Genomic DNA, 17,116 nt, shown 5'->3' with positions numbered 1-17,116 from the left:
ACCATACCCATAAAGGAAATGATATGGAAATGAAATACAATTTGCTTGCGCTCACTGTGGTAACGGCAAGCCTTTCTTTCAATGCCCATGCAACGGAAGCGTTGGATTTACCAGCGATGATTGCCGCTGCGCAGCAAGAAGAGACGATTACCGTCTATGCTCCGACTGGCAAAATTGTCCAGCAGGCGAAAGATTTTACCGCCAAATACGGTGTCAAAGCGCTCGGTATCAAAGCGAAATCACCACAAATCATTGAAATCATCAGCCGTGAAGCACAAGCTAACAATGTCAAAGCGGATGTTGCCTTGATTGAAGACGCGCCCGCCACCCAAGTACAACTGCTGGATAAAGGCTATGTACAAAGTTGGGTTCCGGCGGATATGCAGCAAGATATTGATCCAGAATATCGCGAGCCGCTCAGTGTGGTCCTTTCGCCCAATATCTGGGCTTATAATACCGCTGAATATACCACCTGCCCGATCAGCAATATTTGGCAATTAACCGAGCCACAATGGCGCAATAAAATTGCCATGCAAGATCCGCTCATCAAACCGCTCTATTCGGACACCTTTAACCAATTGGCCACCCACTACGATGCTCAAATGGCCCAAGCTTACCAAGACCGCTATGGTGAGCCGCTAACCACCGATCAAGCCTCGGCCACCGCAGAGTTTGTCAAACGTTTAGCCAACAATGGTCCATTGCTCACCAAATCCGATGGTGATGCAGCACAAGCGATCGGTGCGCCAGATGCCAAAAGCAGTTTTGTCGGCCTGATCAGTACCGCAAAATTTCGTGATAATCAAAATGGCATGAAGCTTGGCATCTGTAGTGGTATGCAACCTTTTATTGGCAGCTTATACCCAACGCCAGGGGTGATCACCACGCAAACCAACAGTCCAAATGCCTCTAAGCTGTTTATCCATTACCTGCTGACGGCGGAAGGGATCAAAGCCCAAGGTGTGGATGGCAAAATGTCCTCCAATCTCAAAGTCAGTCTGCCAAGCGAAGATGTCTCCGGCATCGAGCAATATCGCGACCAACTGATGCAGTACAAAACCGCAACCGCGAAATCAGACTGGGAAATGCGTCAGGATTGGATGGATCTTTGGAGCCTTAACTACCAACGCTAACTTTTTTTATTTGCTGCGTAGCCGATGCTACGCAGCTGGATAGGACAACTTTTTTGAACGAATTTGACTTACAAGCGCGAGAAATCACGCTCAAACATCTGTTACTCCAAGCCGGTGAACTGGCACTTAGCCATTTTAACTCCCGCGATCCCAACTGTTATTCTCTCAAAAGTGCGCAAGATTTTTTGACCGAGTCGGATCTGCTGGTTGAGCAATATATCCGTCAGCAATTGCAAACCCACTTTCCAGAAGATGGCATTTTAGGTGAAGAGTCCGGTGGCGATGATGGTCATGCACGGCTGTGGATCATCGATCCGATTGATGGCACCGCAAATTTTGCGCGCGGGATTGGCCATTTCTGTGTGGTGATAGCCTTCGTCGAACAGGGCATCACTCTGCTCGGTGGCATTTATAATCCGGTCACACAGGAGCTGTATTTAACCCGTAAAAACGGTTACGCCGAGAAAAATGGCCGACCAATCCACGTCGCCAACACGCCATTACAGGCCACTTCATTAGAGCTTGGCTGGTCGAATCGCGTGACGCAACAGCGCTACCTTGATACTTATACCGCGCTATTAGCCAGTGGTGCCAATATTCGGCGCAGTGGCTCTGGCGCATTAGCGCTAGCTTGGGTCGCCGAAGGGCGCACCGACGGTTATGCCGAACTGCATATGAACGCATGGGATTGCCTCGCCGGTTTACTGCTGGTTGAAGAGTCAGGCGGACGCATTGGTCAATTCCCAAACAGCCCTGCGGATATTATCCAAGGTGGCGCGATCCTCGCGGCCGCGCCATCCATCGCCACGACACTGTCACAAGCGACACACATCCCCCTTAAACCAGCTCACCACCGAGAGAACCAACATGGCCAATAATCTCCCTCACTACCCTCGCCCACCGATTAGCTTAATCGCCAGCAACATTCCCCATTGGGGCGTGGATATTTACATTGGTGGCTCAACCGGTGCCAGTGATGCGCAGCTGCTGCAACAGCACAACATTAGCACCGTGATCAACTGTGCGGTCAATTTAGATATTGATCTGGTCACCGAATTGGATGAGCAGCATAGCGCAGGTTTGCAAGCTTTTGGCGCAGCCCCGATCCGCTACTACAAAATCGGATTGATTGATGGCGCGGGTAATCCACAAGCGATGGTGCTTGCCGGATACCATCTGATGCGATCTAGTCTCAGTCAGCAGATCCCAGTGAAACCGTCCTACAAGGTGCGCCAAAAAGGCAATATTTTGGTCAATTGTCGTGGCGGTAGAAGCCGCTCTGTGACCATAGTAGCAGTATTTCTACATTTAGAGTGGCCAGAGAAATTTCCCACGCTAGACTCAGCCATTCAGCACATTCGCGATAAACGCCAATTACACCCAGATGAATGGTTTGAAACGCCAAAGCCGATGTTAATTGAACTAGCACAGCAAGCAATCGAAATGGAAAAACTATTGCGCGCGGCAGGCTTTGGACACGACATCGATAAATAAGGATTTATGAGTAAACCGAACAAAAAAATGGTGGCCAGTGCCGCCGAGGTCGCCCGCTTAGCGGGCGTATCACGTTCAGCGGTATCGAGAACCTTTACCGCAGGAGCCAGTGTTTCTGATGAAACCCGCCAGCGGGTGTTAGCCGCCGCTCATACCCTCAATTATCACGTCAATCACCTTGCGCGTGGGTTATCCAATGAGCGTAGCCGCCCAGTCTGTCTGCTTGGCTCAAACTTAAATGCTCCGTTTCAAGCCAAATTAATGGATGCGTTAACGCAAAAACTGCAATTGGCAGGCCGTGCAGTGATGGTGATCAACACCTCTGGTTCCGCCGAGGTGGTCGATGCCGCGCTGCGTCAAACGCTGAATTATCGCGCCTCCGCCACCATTGTCCTCTCTGGCACTCCGCAAACCTCGCTGGTTGAAACCTGTGTCAACAGTGGACAGCATGTCATTTTGGTCAATCGTGCTGGTCAGTTTGACGGTGTCGACCATATTGCGCTGGATTACACCAGCACTATGTACGATGCCTTATATCGCCTGAAACAAGCAGGCTGTCAGCGGCTCGCGGTGGTGTCATCAACCATCCAATCGCCCAGTATGGTAAAACGTGAGCAGTTGTTTTTAACTGCAGCGCAGCAGGAAAACATTGCCTGTAGCATTTATCGCTCAGGGCCAACCTGTTATCAAACTGGCATTGAAACCGCGCGCCAGATCCTCGCCTCAAGACATCGGCCAGATGGAGTGTTTTGCGTCACCGATTTGATCGCTTGCGGCTTTATGGATGCCGCAAGGCAGGAGTTTAAACTCTCGATCCCAGAGGATCTGTGTGTGATTGGTTTTGATAATATTGAGCAAGCGGGGTGGTTGAGCTATCAACTCACCACCTTTGGTCAGCCACTGGAAGAGATGACCGATGCGATTATTCAACGCTTGGAAGCGCCAGAAACCAAGCTCAATTTATTATTCTCTGCCCCATTGATCTGGCGACAATCGGTTAGGCTTTCGCCCCCCAATCACTATACCCTTCCTACTTGAAGCTGCAGCGCCAAGTTGTTTGGGTATAACTCAATTTATTTTAGCGAACGAACTACGGTTCGGTGTCTGGGCTCTATACTTAGTCGTAAACGGGTTAAATAACGGAGATTTAACCCCATTAACGGTTCAGTGAGCTTAACATGATGACCCTCTCGCGCCTTATTTTGATGTTATATGGATGTTTGATACTGAGCAGTCCCAGCTATGGGGCCGATCCCAGCAGTGGCAAATCTGCCGTCAAATCTGCCCCGCCGAAAACCGTGCCGAAACAGGAGCTCTCCGCCCATAGCGCACTGGTGGTTGATCTGAAAACTAACGAAGTGCTGTATGCCAGCAACCCCAATGCGGTCAAGCCTATCGCCTCAGTGACTAAGCTGATGACCGCCATGGTCACCTTAGATGCCAAGCTCCCAATGAAGGCCAAATTACCAGTCACGATTAAAGAAGCCAAGGAGATGAAAGGGGTCTATTCTCGGGTGCGAATTGGCAGCGAACTTGGCCGGCAAGAGCTGCTGCTGCTCACTTTGATGTCGTCGGAAAATCGCGCCGCCGCCAGCCTCGCCCATCACTACCCCGGCGGCTACAAAGCGTTTATTAAAGCAATGAATGCCAAGGCGCAAGCTTTGGGTATGCAGCATACCCACTTTGTTGAGCCTACTGGGCTGTCGGAAAAAAATGTCTCCACCGCGCATGATTTGGTATTACTGCTCAAAGCCAGTAAACAATACCCGCAACTTGGTATGTTGAGCACGACCGAAAAGAAAACCGTTACCTTTGCTAAGCCCAGATACACGCTCGATTTTCGCAATACCAATCGCTTGGTGTTTAATGATCGCTGGAATATTCATCTCACCAAAACCGGCTTTACCAATGCCGCAGGGCATTGTTTGGTGATGCGCACCGAAATGGATCAACGCCAAGTGGCGTTTGTGGTGCTCGATACCCAAGGAAAGCTCTCTCCCGTCGGCGATGCCAATCGCCTACGCAATTGGCTGGAAACCGGTAAAGTTACGCCACTCCCAGCACAGGCGAAACAATATAAAAAGCAGCGTAATCAAGTACTGGCGAATGTCGCTAGCGAATAAACACCGCAGATAAACGGGCGCATCGCACTCAGTGGCGATGCGCCACGTCAGCGCTTTAATTCGGCGATCGATTCAATGGTGATCGCATCATGACGCCAATATTCAATATCACAATCGATCAGCTCGCCTTGCTGGTTGTAATTGACTCGTTCAACCACCATCGCTGGCGTACCAGAGGTTGCACGCAAAGCTTGCGCCATCTCACCCAATAATGAGCTGGTGGAAATCCGATAGTGGATCGTTTGGTATTGAGTGGCGTAATGCTCGCGATACAGATCAGTCAGCGATTGTGACAGATCAAAATCCAGCAAATTAGGAAATAGCTCGGGGCGAATATAATTGGTCACATACACCACAGGGCGGTTATCCAAATAACGCACACGATCGACCCGATACACATCGGAAAACGGTTTGAGTTTTAAAAGACGAGTTGCCTGTTTATTGGCGATCACCGCTTTGGCGCCAATCAGCTCCGTTTTTGGCTGGCGATGTTGCGTTAGAGCCATATTGGTAAAATTCAGGGTTTGGGTCGGATCATAGTGCAGCGGCGCAGGCGAGATAAACCACCCGCGGCGATCTTCACGATAAATCTTCCCTTCGGCTTCAAGCAGAGACAACGCCTCACGCAGAGTAACTCGCGTGGTAGCAAATGATTCGGCTAACTTGCGCTCCGCGGGCAGTTTTTGACGCGGCATCAACATCCCCGCATCAATCTGCTCAACGATAGCATCTTTAATTTTTACGTATTGCACTTGCGATCCTATTGCCTCTTGCGACTAACCCTTGCGCCAAGCTTGCAGGCGAGCAAACAATCTCATCTCTAATCCGACATGCAGCAATTTTGCCACACCCGCGGTCAGCATAATCATCACCGCCATGGCCGCGGCGGATCCGGTTTGACCGGCATCATCCATATTGAGTACCGCAACCGAAGCCGGAACGGTATCGGTTGAGTAGAGGAATACTACCGCAGAAGTGGTGGTTAATGCATTAATAAACAGGTAGCTAGCAATATCTAATACCGCAGGTAAGCAAACAGGCAGCGTGACACGCCACAGTAAACGATATTGCGGCAGCTTAATCGAGGCAGCTGTGGCTTCCAGCTCCGGTGGCAGTTGTTTCAGCGCCGTGAGCGCCGTCATATGCCCGACCGTGTAGTAATGCACCACGGTATTGATCACCAGGAGCAGCATTCCACCGTACAAGCCATTGAGCGGATTTGCCGCATGATTGAAAAAGAAGATGTAACCTAAACCGAGCACTAAGCCAGGTACGGCCATCGAAACCATACTCAGCATCTGCATCGCCTGACGAAGCGGCGCGAATACTCGCCCTTTTTCAATACAGTACGCGCCGAGAAAAATGATCAGCGTCCCACACAGTGCGGTTAAAGTGGCTAAAGTGAGTGAGTTGAAATACGGGCTCCAGCCGTAGGCGCTGGTTTGGGCAAATTGGTAATGTTGGAGTGTCAGCGCGGTATTCCACGGCCAAAACGTCACCAGTGAGCCATATACCGCCGTGGCTAATAGCACACCAATCGCCACGCAAATCAGCACACAATAGAGCAGGCATAAGCCATCACGTAGCCGATGTGGCGCAGGTTGGTAAGCGACTGAACGGGTATCAAACAGGCTTTGCTGTTTTTTCTGCACCCAGCGATCGACCGCAAATGCAAACACCGCGGGCAACAAGAGTACAATACTGGTCACCGCGCCCATCGCGAAATTCTGCTGGCCCACCACTTGCTTGAAAATGTCTGTTGCCAGCACGTTATAGCTGCCACCAATCACTTTCGGTACGCCAAAATCGCACACCACTAAAGTAAAGACCACGATCAACGCACTGATCAAGCCATATTTGGCGGCGGGCAGCGTGACAATGAAAAATGTTTTGATTGGCGAGATTTTTAGCGCCCGCGCCGCTTCATATAAGCGAGCATCCGAGGTGCCAAGCGAGGTGGTCAGGATCATCAACGCATGTGGAAAGGTCCAAAAAATCAAGCCAAGCGCAATGCCTAAACCGCCATAAATCGACTCGCCGCCGAGCCAACTCTTGAGCATGCCTTGATTGCCAAATAGAAAAATCAGGCTTATCGCTGGCAGTAGTGAAGGCGCGAGGATCGGCGCGCTGCCTAACACTCTAAACAGAGCTTTAGCGGGCATACAAGAGCGAGTTAATGCGTAAGCATAGCCAAACGCGAGAAGACCAACTATTGCGGTAACACTCATACCGAGCACGAGAGTGTTGCGCAAGGATTGCCACAGTGCTGCGGAGGAAAAATAGTGGGCGAAGTAACTCAGTCCGACAAATTCACCCTGCCCATTTTGCACACTTTTCATCAACATGGCGGCCAGCGGCGCGGCAATAAACACCAGCATCAGCGCTAACAGGATCAACAAGCTAGCCGCTAAAATCAGGCTATCACGGCTCAAACTCGGTGATAGGCGCACCGCAAGTGGGCGATCAAAATTGTACATCATCATCTCCTTAGGCCGCATAAGCGCAAGCAGCCATAACGGCTGGCGTTGTTGAGATGACATGACGAGGGTACGCGCGCAGCTGCCCTTCACGCAGCGCTAAATAACGCACATCACCGGTTTTTAAATTCAGCGCTTGCATTTGGTTAATCGGTAAATCGACATAGACTGGCGGAGCCAATCGTTCCTCTTGCAATAAACATTCAATGCGATAAAACGCACCAAGAAACTCGATATGTCGGATCACCACAGGAATCGCATCGCTATAACGCGTCACCAGTTCAAGATTTTCAGGACGCACCGCCAAATCAAACAGCTCGCCTTGCGTAGGTGTTCCGTTCTCAATTTTCGGTAAGGTGATCAAAGATTCAGCAATCCGCACTTGATGCGCAGTTGCCATTGACGCAGGAATGAAATTCATGGTGCCGACAAATTCCGCCACAAAGCGGCTGGCCGGTTGTTGATAAATTTGTTGTGGCGTGCCAACTTGCTCAATCACCCCGTGGTTCATCACCACGATTCGATCCGCCATGGTTAACGCTTCTTCTTGATCATGAGTCACCATGATGGTGGTAATACCGAGCTTACGCTGCAGTTGGCAAATTTCTTCACGCAAATGGGTTCTGACTTTAGCATCGAGAGCGGAAAGCGGTTCATCAAGCAGTAATAACCCAGGCGATAGTGCCAAAGCACGCGCTAAAGCCACCCGTTGCTGTTGACCGCCAGAAAGCTGGCTTGGGTATTTTTGCGCCGATGTGGCAAGCCCTATCATCTCCAGCCACTGCTCCACTTTCTCGAGTGCATCACGCACTGACATGCCTTGATTACGTAAACCCATGGCGATATTTTCCTCGACCGTGAGATTAGGAAACAGGGCATAAGATTGAAAAACGATGCCAAAATCACGCTGCTCAGGCGGTAAAAAAGTGATCGCTTGCTGATTTTGGTGGATGGTACCAGAGGTGGGGAGATCTAACCCCGCAATCGCGCGCAGCAAAGTGGTTTTTCCGCAACCAGACGGGCCGAGAAAACAGACAAACTCGCCCTTTTCAATCGACAAACTGATGTCATTGAGCGCGGTAAATGAGCCAAATTGTTTAACTACATGACAAATATCAAGGTAACTTCGGCTGATCGCTTTAGGGCGATTGTCTTGAGGATGATTGTGCTGCTGTGAATTAGGCTTGTGCATGGTCATAAAAGTCACTCCTAGCTTGGTATAGTCCAAACTTAGCAAGGCTTTATTGCAATGCGGTGACAGTTTTATCGCTGATGTATGACCATCTGATGACAGAGCAATCAAAAAGGAGGCTTTCGCCTCCTATATTCAACACGTTAAGATTTGGGTTCCGACTTGGCATCAAACTTTTCAGACCACGTTTGCAGCACTCGAGCACGATCGACCCCCATTTGCGTGAAGTCCAGCTTGGCCATCACTTGTTCAACATTCGGATAATTCGGCACTTGCTGGCTAACGTGCTGATGGCCAACAATAGGATAACTTTCAATATACAGCTGATTGGCGGCTTTCGAGACCGACCAATCCACCACTCGTTTTGCCGCCTCGCTCTCTTTAACCAGACCGACCGCTTCCGATTCCCAGCCAATGCCGTTTGGTACAATCACATCCAAGGGTGCACCTTGGGTTTTCAGTTTCGCGCCGCGGGTGGCCATTGACAGACCAATCACCACTTCCCCATCCCGGCTTGCACACAAGGTTTTGAGCCAGAATGGGTGTAATGGGCCATGTTTTGATCAAGGCGTTGCATGTAATCCCACGCTTTCTCTTCGCCCATGTTTTGCAGCCAGGCGGAAACTTGCATGTAACCCGTACCGGAAGAGGCAGGGTTTGGCATCGCGATATGACCTTTGTAAATTGGATTGGTCAAATCTTCCCACGTTTGTGGTTTAGGCAAATTAAGCTGCTTGGCGACAATTTCGTTAAAGCACAACGCGTTGAAAAAAGCATCGTTACCGTACCAAGCTTGCGGAGCTTGTGGATCATTAAGGCTTGCCCGCAACTGGTCTGCACCTTTGGGAGTATAAGGTTTCAGTACCGCTTGATCTTTGAGCAGTGCCATCGACGATCCAGCCAGTCCCCACACGACATCCGCGCGTGGATTGGTTTTTTCCGCTAGCAATTTTGCGGTCATGATCCCGGTCGAATCGCGCACCCATTTAATCTCAATATCAGGGTTTTGTTGTTCAAATACGCTTTTGTATTTGGCCAGTAGATCGGTTTCAAACGCGGTATAAACCGTGACTTGTTGCGCCGCAAAAACTTGGGCGGTGACAAGAGTCGCGATCGCGGTCAGAGTTCCTTTCACGAAACGTTTGTTCATCATCATCTCCGATTGAGTCAGCTTGGTATGCACCAGAATTACTATCTACCCTAACCAGCCTATATGACGTTTCAATGAACAAAAATTGGCAGTTTTACTAAGCTTTTTGACCTTCACTGCCGACTAAGCCATCGATTCCCAGTTATGAAACTTTTATGAAATCGCACGGCACAGGGTTTACCGCCGATCATTCTCGTTGTTAGATAGAGCAAATTTATTGGTATAGTCCAAAATGGAATCTTGTATGAAAAACGCGTATCTTCTGCTCACACCTGGCCCTCTTTCTACCTCAGAAACGGTGCGAGAAGCCATGCTCAAAGACTGGTGTACTTGGGATGATGATTACAACTTAGAGATTGTTGAAGTGATCCGCCGCAAGCTGATCGCTCTTGCCACCTCTCAGCCCGGTTACACCTCTGTGCTAATGCAAGGCAGTGGCACCGCTTCGGTCGAAGCCACGATAGGCAGCGTGATGTTGCCGACAGATAAGCTGCTGGTGATCGATAACGGCGCTTATGGCGCACGTATTGCGCAAATCGCACAGTACCTGAATATCGCATGTCGTGTTATTGCTCCCGGAGAAACCGCGCAGCCAAATCTTGATGAGATAGCCGATGTGCTGAGCCATGATCCGGCCATCACTCACGTGGCGATGGTGCACTGCGAAACCACCACCGGCATGCTTAACCCAATTGCCGAGGTGGCTAAACTCGCCAAACAGCATGGCAAACGGGTGATCTTGGATGCGATGTCGAGCTTTGGTGGCATCCCAATCGATCTTGGCGAAATGGACATCGATTTTATGATCAGCTCGGCCAACAAGTGCATTCAAGGTGTGCCGGGCTTTGGCTTTGTGATAGCCAAACGCAGCGAACTTGAACAGTGCCAAGGCCGCGCTCGCTCGCTCACCCTCGATCTGTACGATCAATGGCAGTGCATGGAGCACAATCAGGGTAAATGGCGTTTTACCTCCCCCACTCACACCGTGCGCGCCTTCTATCAAGCCTTGTTAGAGTTAGAAACGGAAGGCGGCATTGCCGCTCGTTACCAGCGTTATCAGACGAATCAGCGCACGTTAGTCAGCGGTATGCGTCAGCTTGGTTTTACCCCGCTGCTGGCTGAAAAGCTACATTCACCAATCATTACCTCTTTCTACTCACCAACGCACTCTGCTTATCAGTTTGCTGAGTTTTATCAGCGCTTAAAACAGCAAGGCTTTGTGATTTATCCGGGTAAAGTCAGTAATGCCGATTGTTTTCGGATTGGCAATATTGGCGAAGTCTACCCGCATGATATTGAGCGCTTACTGGCCGCCATGCAGCAAGCGATGTACTGGGATCACGCGTAAGCAATTAGGGATCAGCGATGAAACTATGCACTAATCCAACCACCAAGAATCCGACCCATTGGCGCAGCGAGGGAGATATTAATACCACTGCGGCACGGCAAGCTTGGTTGGCGCAGATTGATGACCCAGCAACCCATGATTTGTTACAACGTGACGCTAAGGTGTTTCTCCATCAAGCCATGTCGACCCCTTGTTTGGATGCATTAGCGGGGGCTGAAGGGTGCTATTTGTATGATGTTGCGGGTCAAACCTATCTGGATTTTCATGGCAACAATGTGCATCAGCTTGGCCATGGTCATCCGCAAGTGATCGAAAAAATCACCGAACAGATGCAAACCTTACCCTTCGCCCCGCGCCGTTTTACCCATGCAACCGCCATCCGCTGCGCAGAAAAACTCACCGAAATTGCCGGTACAGAGCTCAATCGGGTGTTATTTGCTCCCGGTGGTACCTCAGTGATTGGCATGGCGCTTAAATTAGCCCGTCATGTCACCGGCAACTTTAAAGTGGTCAGTCTGTGGGACTCTTTTCACGGTGCGTCACTCGATGCTATCTCGGTCGGTGGCGAAGCGTGTTTTCGCCAAGGCATGGGACCATTAATGGCCGGCGTGGAGCGTATTCCACCCGCCATCACTTATCGTGGTGCATTTCCCCGAGAAGACGGCTGCGATGTGCACTACGCCGATTATTTGGAATACGTGATCGAAAAAGAAGGCGGCATTGGCGCCTTTATTGCCGAAGCCGTGCGCAATACCGATGTGCAAGTGCCAAGCCGTGCCTATTGGCAGCGAATTCGTGAAATCTGTGATAAGCACAACGTATTACTGATCATTGACGATATTCCTAACGGCATGGGACGCAGTGGTGAATGGTTTACCCACCAAGCCTTGGGTATTGAACCGGATATTTTGTGTATTGGTAAAGGCTTAGGTGCAGGGCTGATCCCTATCGCCGCACTACTCACCAAAGAAAAATACAACACCGCCGCGCAAGTGTCTTTGGGACACTACACCCATGAAAAAAGCCCACTTGGCTGCGCTGCCGCCTTAGCCACCATTGAAGTGATTGAGCAGCAAAACTTGCTCGCCAAAGTTCAGGCCGATAACGTTTATCTGCGCGAGCATCTCAGTCAAATGCAGCAACAATTTTCATTAATTGGTGATGTGCGTGGCATCGGTTTGCTGTGGGGCATTGAACTGGTGACCGATCGCGATACCAAACAGCGCGCTCACGATGCAGCCGAAGCGGTGCTCTACCACTGCTTAGCCCATGGGCTCAGTTTTAAAGTTTCGCAAGGCAACGTTCTGCAGCTCAGTCCACCTTTAATTATCACCCGTCAAGAGCTGGATAAAGCTCTGGATATTTTGCACTCCGCTTTGCTCGCCGTAAGCCAGCAAATGGGTTATTCACATTAAGGAAATACTATGCACTCTCCGATTCAAGCGGTTATTTTTGATTGGGCTGGCACCATTGTTGATTTTGGATCCTTTGCCCCCACCTCGATTTTTGTGGAAGCCTTCAAGCAAGGCTTTAATTTTGAGATCAGTCTTGCAGAAGCACGCGAGCCGATGGGACTCGGTAAATGGCAGCACATTGAAGCGGTTGGCAAACTACCGAGCGTTGCCGAACGTTGGCAACATCAATTCGGTCGTGCCATGGATGCCAGCGATATCGATGCGATTTATGCCGCCTTTATGCCGCTGCAAATCGCCAAAGTCGCCGATCACGCCGCGCCCATTCCCCATGCACTGGAAGTGGTTGAGCACATTCGCTCGCGTGGGATCAAAATCGGATCTTGTACTGGCTATCCGCGCCAAGTGATGGAGGTGTTGATCCCCGCCGCTGCCGATCACGGTTATCGTCCCGACTATGTGGTGGCCACCGATGATTTAGCACAAGGTGGTCGCCCCGCTCCTTTTATGGCCCTCAAAAATGTACTTGAACTTGGCGTAACCGATGTGCGCGCTTGCGTAAAAGTCGATGATGCGCTGCCCGGTATCGAGGAAGGCCATAATGCGGGGATGTGGACGGTGGGCTTACTGCTGTCTGGCAACGAAGCGGGATTAACCCTTGAAGAGTATCAACATGCGGATGCCAACATGCTAGAGGCCGCGCGCGCGCGCGCAAAAGCCAAGCTGCAACAGGCAAAACCGCATTATTTGATCGACACGATTGCCGATTTACCCGCCGTGCTAAGCGATATTGAACGCCGATTACTAAGCAAAGAGCCGCCATCATTGACCTAAGTGTCCTTACCAAGATAACCCAGCCCAAAGCACTTTGCTGAACAAAACCGCGCTGCCCCCATGAGCATCGACGCCATGGGATTGGGGGCAGCCGCATGGCAAGCTTTCAGCACAAAACCCTACCACAGTGATCACCGATGACACATGCCACACTGAAAAAGTCGATCTTGGCCGCATTGATTCAATATCCTGATGATTTTACGAAAATTTCATCAAAATTATCCTTTTTTTTGAATGAGAATCACCGTCAAATAATTGTATCGAACGCTGGCTAACAGCGATAATCGCGTTCGAGTTTTGCTGTGGTTTGTCGAAGACAGTCAAGCATAGCGATTCGTTTTAAATGCATAAAACAGCCGCCACATTGGTCCGTGCTGGTTTATGGTTTGTTTATCAATCATATCCATTTGGCAAATCATCTGAAAAGATGAGACGCAAAGCTTCCGGCCTGTCGAGTGCTTATTGCACTCTATGGTAGCGGGGTTGCAAATCAACCAATGGTTGTTTTGATGATCTTATGGGTTAATCATCAAGGTTATGTTTATGCTTAAACAATCTATACTCTCCCTGTCTATTTTAACCGCGCTCACCAGCACAGCTGCGCTCGCGGCGGCCCCTGGTAAACCAACCATTGGCTGGGGTGATTACACTTACGCCCTCGTTGAGATTGATCAATCACAAGTCGCGTATCAAAAACTCATCAAAGCGGTGCATGATGAGATCGAGATTGAAGTGACTTGGGATGTCTGGTCTGGCGATGCGGCGCAAACCGCGCGAGTGTTGCTTGACGATCAAGTGGTTTGGCAAGGCGCAGCCTCAGCCAACCGCGCGGTATTTAAAATGAGTAAAGGCGGTCGCTATAACATGGCGATTGAGCTTGAAAACCAAGATGGCACCAGCCGCTCAGACAGCAAATTGCTGACCATTGCCGATACCGATGGCAGCCACTTAGAAGCGATGCCAACCATTTGGACCGAAAATAACCAACCTTATCAAAATCAATCGGGCAAAATTGTCGGCACCTACTTTGTTGAGTGGGGTGTGTATGGCCGCAATTACCCAATGGATAAAGTACCGACCGCTAACCTAAACCGCATTCTTTACGGTTTTGTGCCAATCTGTGGCGGTGATGGCATTAACGATTCACTCAAAACCATCGATGGATCTTTCCAAGCCCTGCAAAATGCCTGTGCCGGGCGTGACGATTTTAAAGTCGCCATTCACGATCCATGGGCGGCAATTCAAAAACCGCAACTTGGCGTAGAAGGCTGGTCTGCCCCTTATAAAGGTAACTTTGGGCAAATGATGGCCGCAAAAAAAGCTAATCCCGATCTAAAAATTCTGCCATCGATTGGCGGCTGGACGCTGTCTGATCCGTTCTTCCTGATGCACGATGATGCGAAGCGGCACACTTTCGTAGCGTCGGTCCGTGAATATCTCGAAACATGGAAGTTTTTCGATGGGGTCGATATCGACTTCGAATTCCCAGGCGGCGGTGGTGCTAACCCAAATCTTGGCGATAAAGAGCGCGATGGTGAGCTGTATGTGACGATTCTTAAAGAGCTGCGCGCTATGCTCGATGAACTGGGCAGCAAAAATGGCCGCTACTATGAGCTCACTTCAGCCATCAACGTCGGTTACGATAAGATCGCCGTGGTCGATTACGCTAAAGCCGCTCAATACCTCGATAACATCTATATGATGTCTTACGACTTCTATGGTGCTTGGGACAATAGCGTATTAAACCACCAAACTGGGCTACACCAATCGAGTGTCAATACCGTCGAATCAGCGTCTAGATATTTTGCATCACGCGGTGCTGAGCTATTGCTTGAACAAGGCGTGCCAGCGGAAAAACTGGTGATCGGTGCTGCCGCTTACGGCCGTGGCTGGACAGGGGTACACAACTACACCAATGGTAATCCCTTTACCGGAACCGCGACAGGCCCCATCAAAGGCACTTGGGAAAATGGCGTCGTTGATTACCGTGACATCGTCAATAACCACGGCGCAAGCCAAGGCTTTGAATACGGTTATGATCAAGCGGCTGAAGCTCCGTACCTGTTTAAATCCTCAACCGGTGATTTGATCACCTACGATGATCCGCGCTCAATCAAAGCCAAAGCTCAATATGTTATGCAGCAAGGCATGGGTGGTATCTTCCACTGGGAGATGGATGCGGATAATGGTGATTTACTCAATGCTATGCATGAAGGTTTAGGCCATGGTGATGGCTCAACGGAACCAGAAAACCGTGCCCCAATTGCTCGTGCCGGCGCAGATAAAACCGTTACAGGCCCCATTGCGGTGACCTTGGATGGCTCACAATCTAGCGATCCGGAAGGCGAAGCCTTGACCTATCAATGGACGCAGACTGCAGGTAGCCCGATCACACTGGTTAATCAGGATAAAGCGCAAGCCAGTATTGATGTGCCAGCCACTGAGACACTGGTGAGCTACACCTTCACCCTTACCGTCAGCGATCCACAAGGTGCATCATCAACTGACAGTGTGGTGATCAGCAACCAAGCGGTAGCAAGTAATCAAGCGCCAACCGTGACGCTATCTCCCATCACTTATGTCAATGAGCAAGCGCAGTTTACTCTTACGGCGAATGCCCATGATGCTGATGGCGACACTCTCGCTTACGCATGGCGTATTCCAAACGAGTTTGTACTAATCGACGGTGGCCATTCAAGTTCAGTCACCCTAAACGCTCCAGAGGTCGATGCCGATACACAATTCACGATTGAAGTGAGCGTAAATGATGGTGAAGCCTCAGCCACGGCGGCCACTCAAGTGCAGGTGAAAAATATCGAGGATACCGGAACCGGTGGCGATCAATGCGCCGCGACCGATCCTAATGCGGGCAACTATCCTGCATGGAATGCATCGACTGTGTATACCAACGAAACAATTAGTCACAATGGTTTAGTTTACACCGCCAAATGGTGGGTACAAGGCTCTGAACCTTCAGCAAGCAATGAAGCATGGCAACTAGTGTCTAACGTTGAGTTACCATGGTCGGCAGGGATTGCTTATAACGGCACCGACCAAACCAACCATAACGGATCTCGTTGGCAAGCAAAATGGTGGACCAAAGGTGATGAACCAGGTTCTGCCGATGTTTGGGTCAATGTTGGCCAAGCATCGTGTAACTAATTGGCTATCAGGAGCGCAATCATGCGCTCCTTTTTTATAACCATTAGCTTAACTACTGATCATCAACCTCAACCAGATCAGATTAAGCCAACAAAATCTTTCTCAGCTCATCAAGCGAAGCGACTTCATAATGCGGCACAATCCCTTCCGGTTTAGGCTGCTGATGTACATTCAACCAGCAAGTCTCAATACCAAAATTCAAACCGCCTAAAATATCTGAATGCGGATTATCCCCTACCATCAAAACACGCTTTTTATCCGGATTGCCCATTTGATGCAAAGCATGAGCAAAAATTCCGGCATCAGGTTTGGCGACCCCAACTTGCTCAGAAATCACAATGTGCTCAAAAAAATGACTCATACCGGTTTTGCTTAAGCGCACCGCTTGTAGCTCAGTAAAGCCGTTGGTGATAATGCCCAAGCGGGCTTTCCCCTGCAGCGCTTGCATCAGTTCCATCGCACCGGGCAGTAAAGTGCAAATATCGGCCATCGCTTGTAAAAATGCGCGGTTAAGTTCCGCAGTAGTTGTCTCTAGCTTAGCGGCCCAACTGGCAAAACGGGTATCTTTAAGCTGGGCGGCGGAGATCTCGCCGTTTTGGTACTCGACCCACAACGGCTGATTGACCGATTGGTATTGTTGAAAATCTTGCTCAGTAAACTCCACACCTTTACGAGCAAACATCAGTTGCATCCCTTTAAGCGCATCAAAATCAAACAAGGTGTCGTCAGCGTCAAATAAAATCCAATCGTAGTGCATAAGGGTCTCCCAACTATTCACCGCCAGTGTAGTG

Annotated in this window: 13 protein-coding genes, 1 pseudogene and 1 riboswitch; of the genes and pseudogenes, 9 read left to right on the top strand and 5 right to left on the bottom strand. The window is 50.0% G+C overall.

The window, feature by feature from the left end:
• The first annotated feature begins 23 nt into the window (after window positions 1-23).
• The 5 genes from G7083_RS13990 to pbpG all read left to right on the top strand — a co-directional run bounded on the left by G7083_RS13990 (window position 24) and on the right by pbpG (window position 4,750).
• On the top strand, window positions 24-1,133 hold the full coding sequence (locus G7083_RS13990) for an ABC transporter substrate-binding protein (RefSeq protein WP_240911941.1): 1,110 nt from the start codon (window positions 24-26) through the stop codon (window positions 1,131-1,133).
• A gap of 53 nt (window positions 1,134-1,186) precedes the next feature.
• Window positions 1,187-2,011 (top strand): inositol monophosphatase, encoded by an 825-nt coding sequence (locus G7083_RS13985; protein ID WP_166015426.1) that lies wholly within the window; start codon window positions 1,187-1,189, stop codon window positions 2,009-2,011.
• Window positions 2,001-2,627, top strand: a complete 627-nt coding sequence (locus G7083_RS13980) for a dual specificity protein phosphatase (protein WP_166015425.1) — start codon at window positions 2,001-2,003, stop codon at window positions 2,625-2,627. Before G7083_RS13985 ends, G7083_RS13980 begins: the two co-directional genes overlap by 11 nt.
• Window positions 2,628-2,633: 6 nt before the next feature.
• Window positions 2,634-3,665: a substrate-binding domain-containing protein gene (locus G7083_RS13975; protein WP_166015424.1), complete on the top strand. Its 1,032-nt coding sequence runs from the start codon at window positions 2,634-2,636 to the stop codon at window positions 3,663-3,665.
• A gap of 140 nt (window positions 3,666-3,805) precedes the next feature.
• The gene (gene pbpG / locus G7083_RS13970) at window positions 3,806-4,750 is read left to right on the top strand and encodes a D-alanyl-D-alanine endopeptidase (RefSeq protein ID WP_166015423.1); all 945 of its coding nucleotides are present in this window, start codon (window positions 3,806-3,808) and stop codon (window positions 4,748-4,750) included.
• 47 nt (window positions 4,751-4,797) lie between these two features.
• Here pbpG and phnR read toward each other — a convergent pair whose 3' ends face one another.
• The 4 genes and pseudogenes from phnR to G7083_RS13950 all read right to left on the bottom strand — a co-directional run bounded on the left by phnR (window position 4,798) and on the right by G7083_RS13950 (window position 9,572).
• Window positions 4,798-5,502 carry a phosphonate utilization transcriptional regulator PhnR gene (gene phnR, locus G7083_RS13965; protein ID WP_166015422.1) on the bottom strand — a complete coding sequence of 235 codons (705 nt, stop codon included), beginning with the start codon at window positions 5,500-5,502 and terminating at the stop codon, window positions 4,798-4,800.
• A 24-nt stretch (window positions 5,503-5,526) separates the two neighbouring features.
• Window positions 5,527-7,227: a putative 2-aminoethylphosphonate ABC transporter permease subunit gene (locus tag G7083_RS13960; RefSeq protein ID WP_166015421.1), complete on the bottom strand. Its 1,701-nt coding sequence runs from the start codon at window positions 7,225-7,227 to the stop codon at window positions 5,527-5,529.
• 10 nt (window positions 7,228-7,237) lie between these two features.
• Entirely contained in the window at window positions 7,238-8,425 is a 1,188-nt protein-coding gene (locus G7083_RS13955) for a putative 2-aminoethylphosphonate ABC transporter ATP-binding protein (RefSeq protein WP_166015420.1), read from the bottom strand.
• A 137-nt stretch (window positions 8,426-8,562) separates the two neighbouring features.
• Window positions 8,563-9,572, bottom strand: a pseudogene (locus G7083_RS13950) (putative 2-aminoethylphosphonate ABC transporter substrate-binding protein).
• 241 nt (window positions 9,573-9,813) lie between these two features.
• Between G7083_RS13950 and phnW the strand changes: the two are divergent.
• The 4 genes from phnW to G7083_RS13930 all read left to right on the top strand — a co-directional run bounded on the left by phnW (window position 9,814) and on the right by G7083_RS13930 (window position 16,325).
• Window positions 9,814-10,917: a 2-aminoethylphosphonate--pyruvate transaminase gene (gene phnW / locus G7083_RS13945; protein ID WP_166015419.1), complete on the top strand. Its 1,104-nt coding sequence runs from the start codon at window positions 9,814-9,816 to the stop codon at window positions 10,915-10,917.
• 17 nt (window positions 10,918-10,934) lie between these two features.
• Entirely contained in the window at window positions 10,935-12,332 is a 1,398-nt protein-coding gene (locus G7083_RS13940; RefSeq protein ID WP_166015418.1) for an aspartate aminotransferase family protein, read from the top strand.
• 9 nt (window positions 12,333-12,341) lie between these two features.
• Window positions 12,342-13,163 carry a phosphonoacetaldehyde hydrolase gene (gene phnX, locus G7083_RS13935; RefSeq protein ID WP_166015417.1) on the top strand — a complete coding sequence of 274 codons (822 nt, stop codon included), beginning with the start codon at window positions 12,342-12,344 and terminating at the stop codon, window positions 13,161-13,163.
• Between the two features lie 399 nt (window positions 13,164-13,562).
• A riboswitch (cyclic di-GMP riboswitch) is annotated at window positions 13,563-13,654 on the top strand.
• A gap of 46 nt (window positions 13,655-13,700) precedes the next feature.
• On the top strand, window positions 13,701-16,325 hold the full coding sequence (locus G7083_RS13930) for a glycosyl hydrolase family 18 protein (protein ID WP_166015416.1): 2,625 nt from the start codon (window positions 13,701-13,703) through the stop codon (window positions 16,323-16,325).
• 82 nt (window positions 16,326-16,407) lie between these two features.
• Here the strand turns inward: G7083_RS13930 and yjjG are convergent, their stop codons facing one another.
• Window positions 16,408-17,082 carry a pyrimidine 5'-nucleotidase gene (gene yjjG / locus G7083_RS13925; protein WP_166015415.1) on the bottom strand — a complete coding sequence of 225 codons (675 nt, stop codon included), beginning with the start codon at window positions 17,080-17,082 and terminating at the stop codon, window positions 16,408-16,410.
• Window positions 17,083-17,116: the final 34 nt, after the last annotated feature.

This window comes from Vibrio sp. HDW18 (assembly GCF_011306175.1).
GTDB lineage: Bacteria > Pseudomonadota > Gammaproteobacteria > Enterobacterales > Vibrionaceae > Vibrio > Vibrio chanodichtyis.
Note: the sequence above shows the minus strand (reverse complement) of the source record. Positions and strands in the feature narration are given on the sequence as shown.

What these genes read in the sequence shown, in the direction of transcription:
- G7083_RS13990 (WP_240911941.1), top strand. Translation starts at nt 24, where the DNA reads ATGGAAATGAAATACAATTTGCTTGCGCTCACTGTGGTAACGGCAAGC.
- G7083_RS13980 (WP_166015425.1), top strand. Translation starts at nt 2,001, where the DNA reads ATGGCCAATAATCTCCCTCACTACCCTCGCCCACCGATTAGCTTAATC.
- G7083_RS13975 (WP_166015424.1), top strand. Translation starts at nt 2,634, where the DNA reads ATGAGTAAACCGAACAAAAAAATGGTGGCCAGTGCCGCCGAGGTCGCC.
- pbpG (WP_166015423.1), top strand. Translation starts at nt 3,806, where the DNA reads ATGATGACCCTCTCGCGCCTTATTTTGATGTTATATGGATGTTTGATA.
- G7083_RS13960 (WP_166015421.1), bottom strand. Translation starts at nt 7,227, where the DNA reads ATGTACAATTTTGATCGCCCACTTGCGGTGCGCCTATCACCGAGTTTG.
- G7083_RS13955 (WP_166015420.1), bottom strand. Translation starts at nt 8,425, where the DNA reads ATGACCATGCACAAGCCTAATTCACAGCAGCACAATCATCCTCAAGAC.
- phnW (WP_166015419.1), top strand. Translation starts at nt 9,814, where the DNA reads ATGAAAAACGCGTATCTTCTGCTCACACCTGGCCCTCTTTCTACCTCA.
- G7083_RS13940 (WP_166015418.1), top strand. Translation starts at nt 10,935, where the DNA reads ATGAAACTATGCACTAATCCAACCACCAAGAATCCGACCCATTGGCGC.
- phnX (WP_166015417.1), top strand. Translation starts at nt 12,342, where the DNA reads ATGCACTCTCCGATTCAAGCGGTTATTTTTGATTGGGCTGGCACCATT.
- G7083_RS13930 (WP_166015416.1), top strand. Translation starts at nt 13,701, where the DNA reads ATGTTTATGCTTAAACAATCTATACTCTCCCTGTCTATTTTAACCGCG.
- yjjG (WP_166015415.1), bottom strand. Translation starts at nt 17,082, where the DNA reads ATGCACTACGATTGGATTTTATTTGACGCTGACGACACCTTGTTTGAT.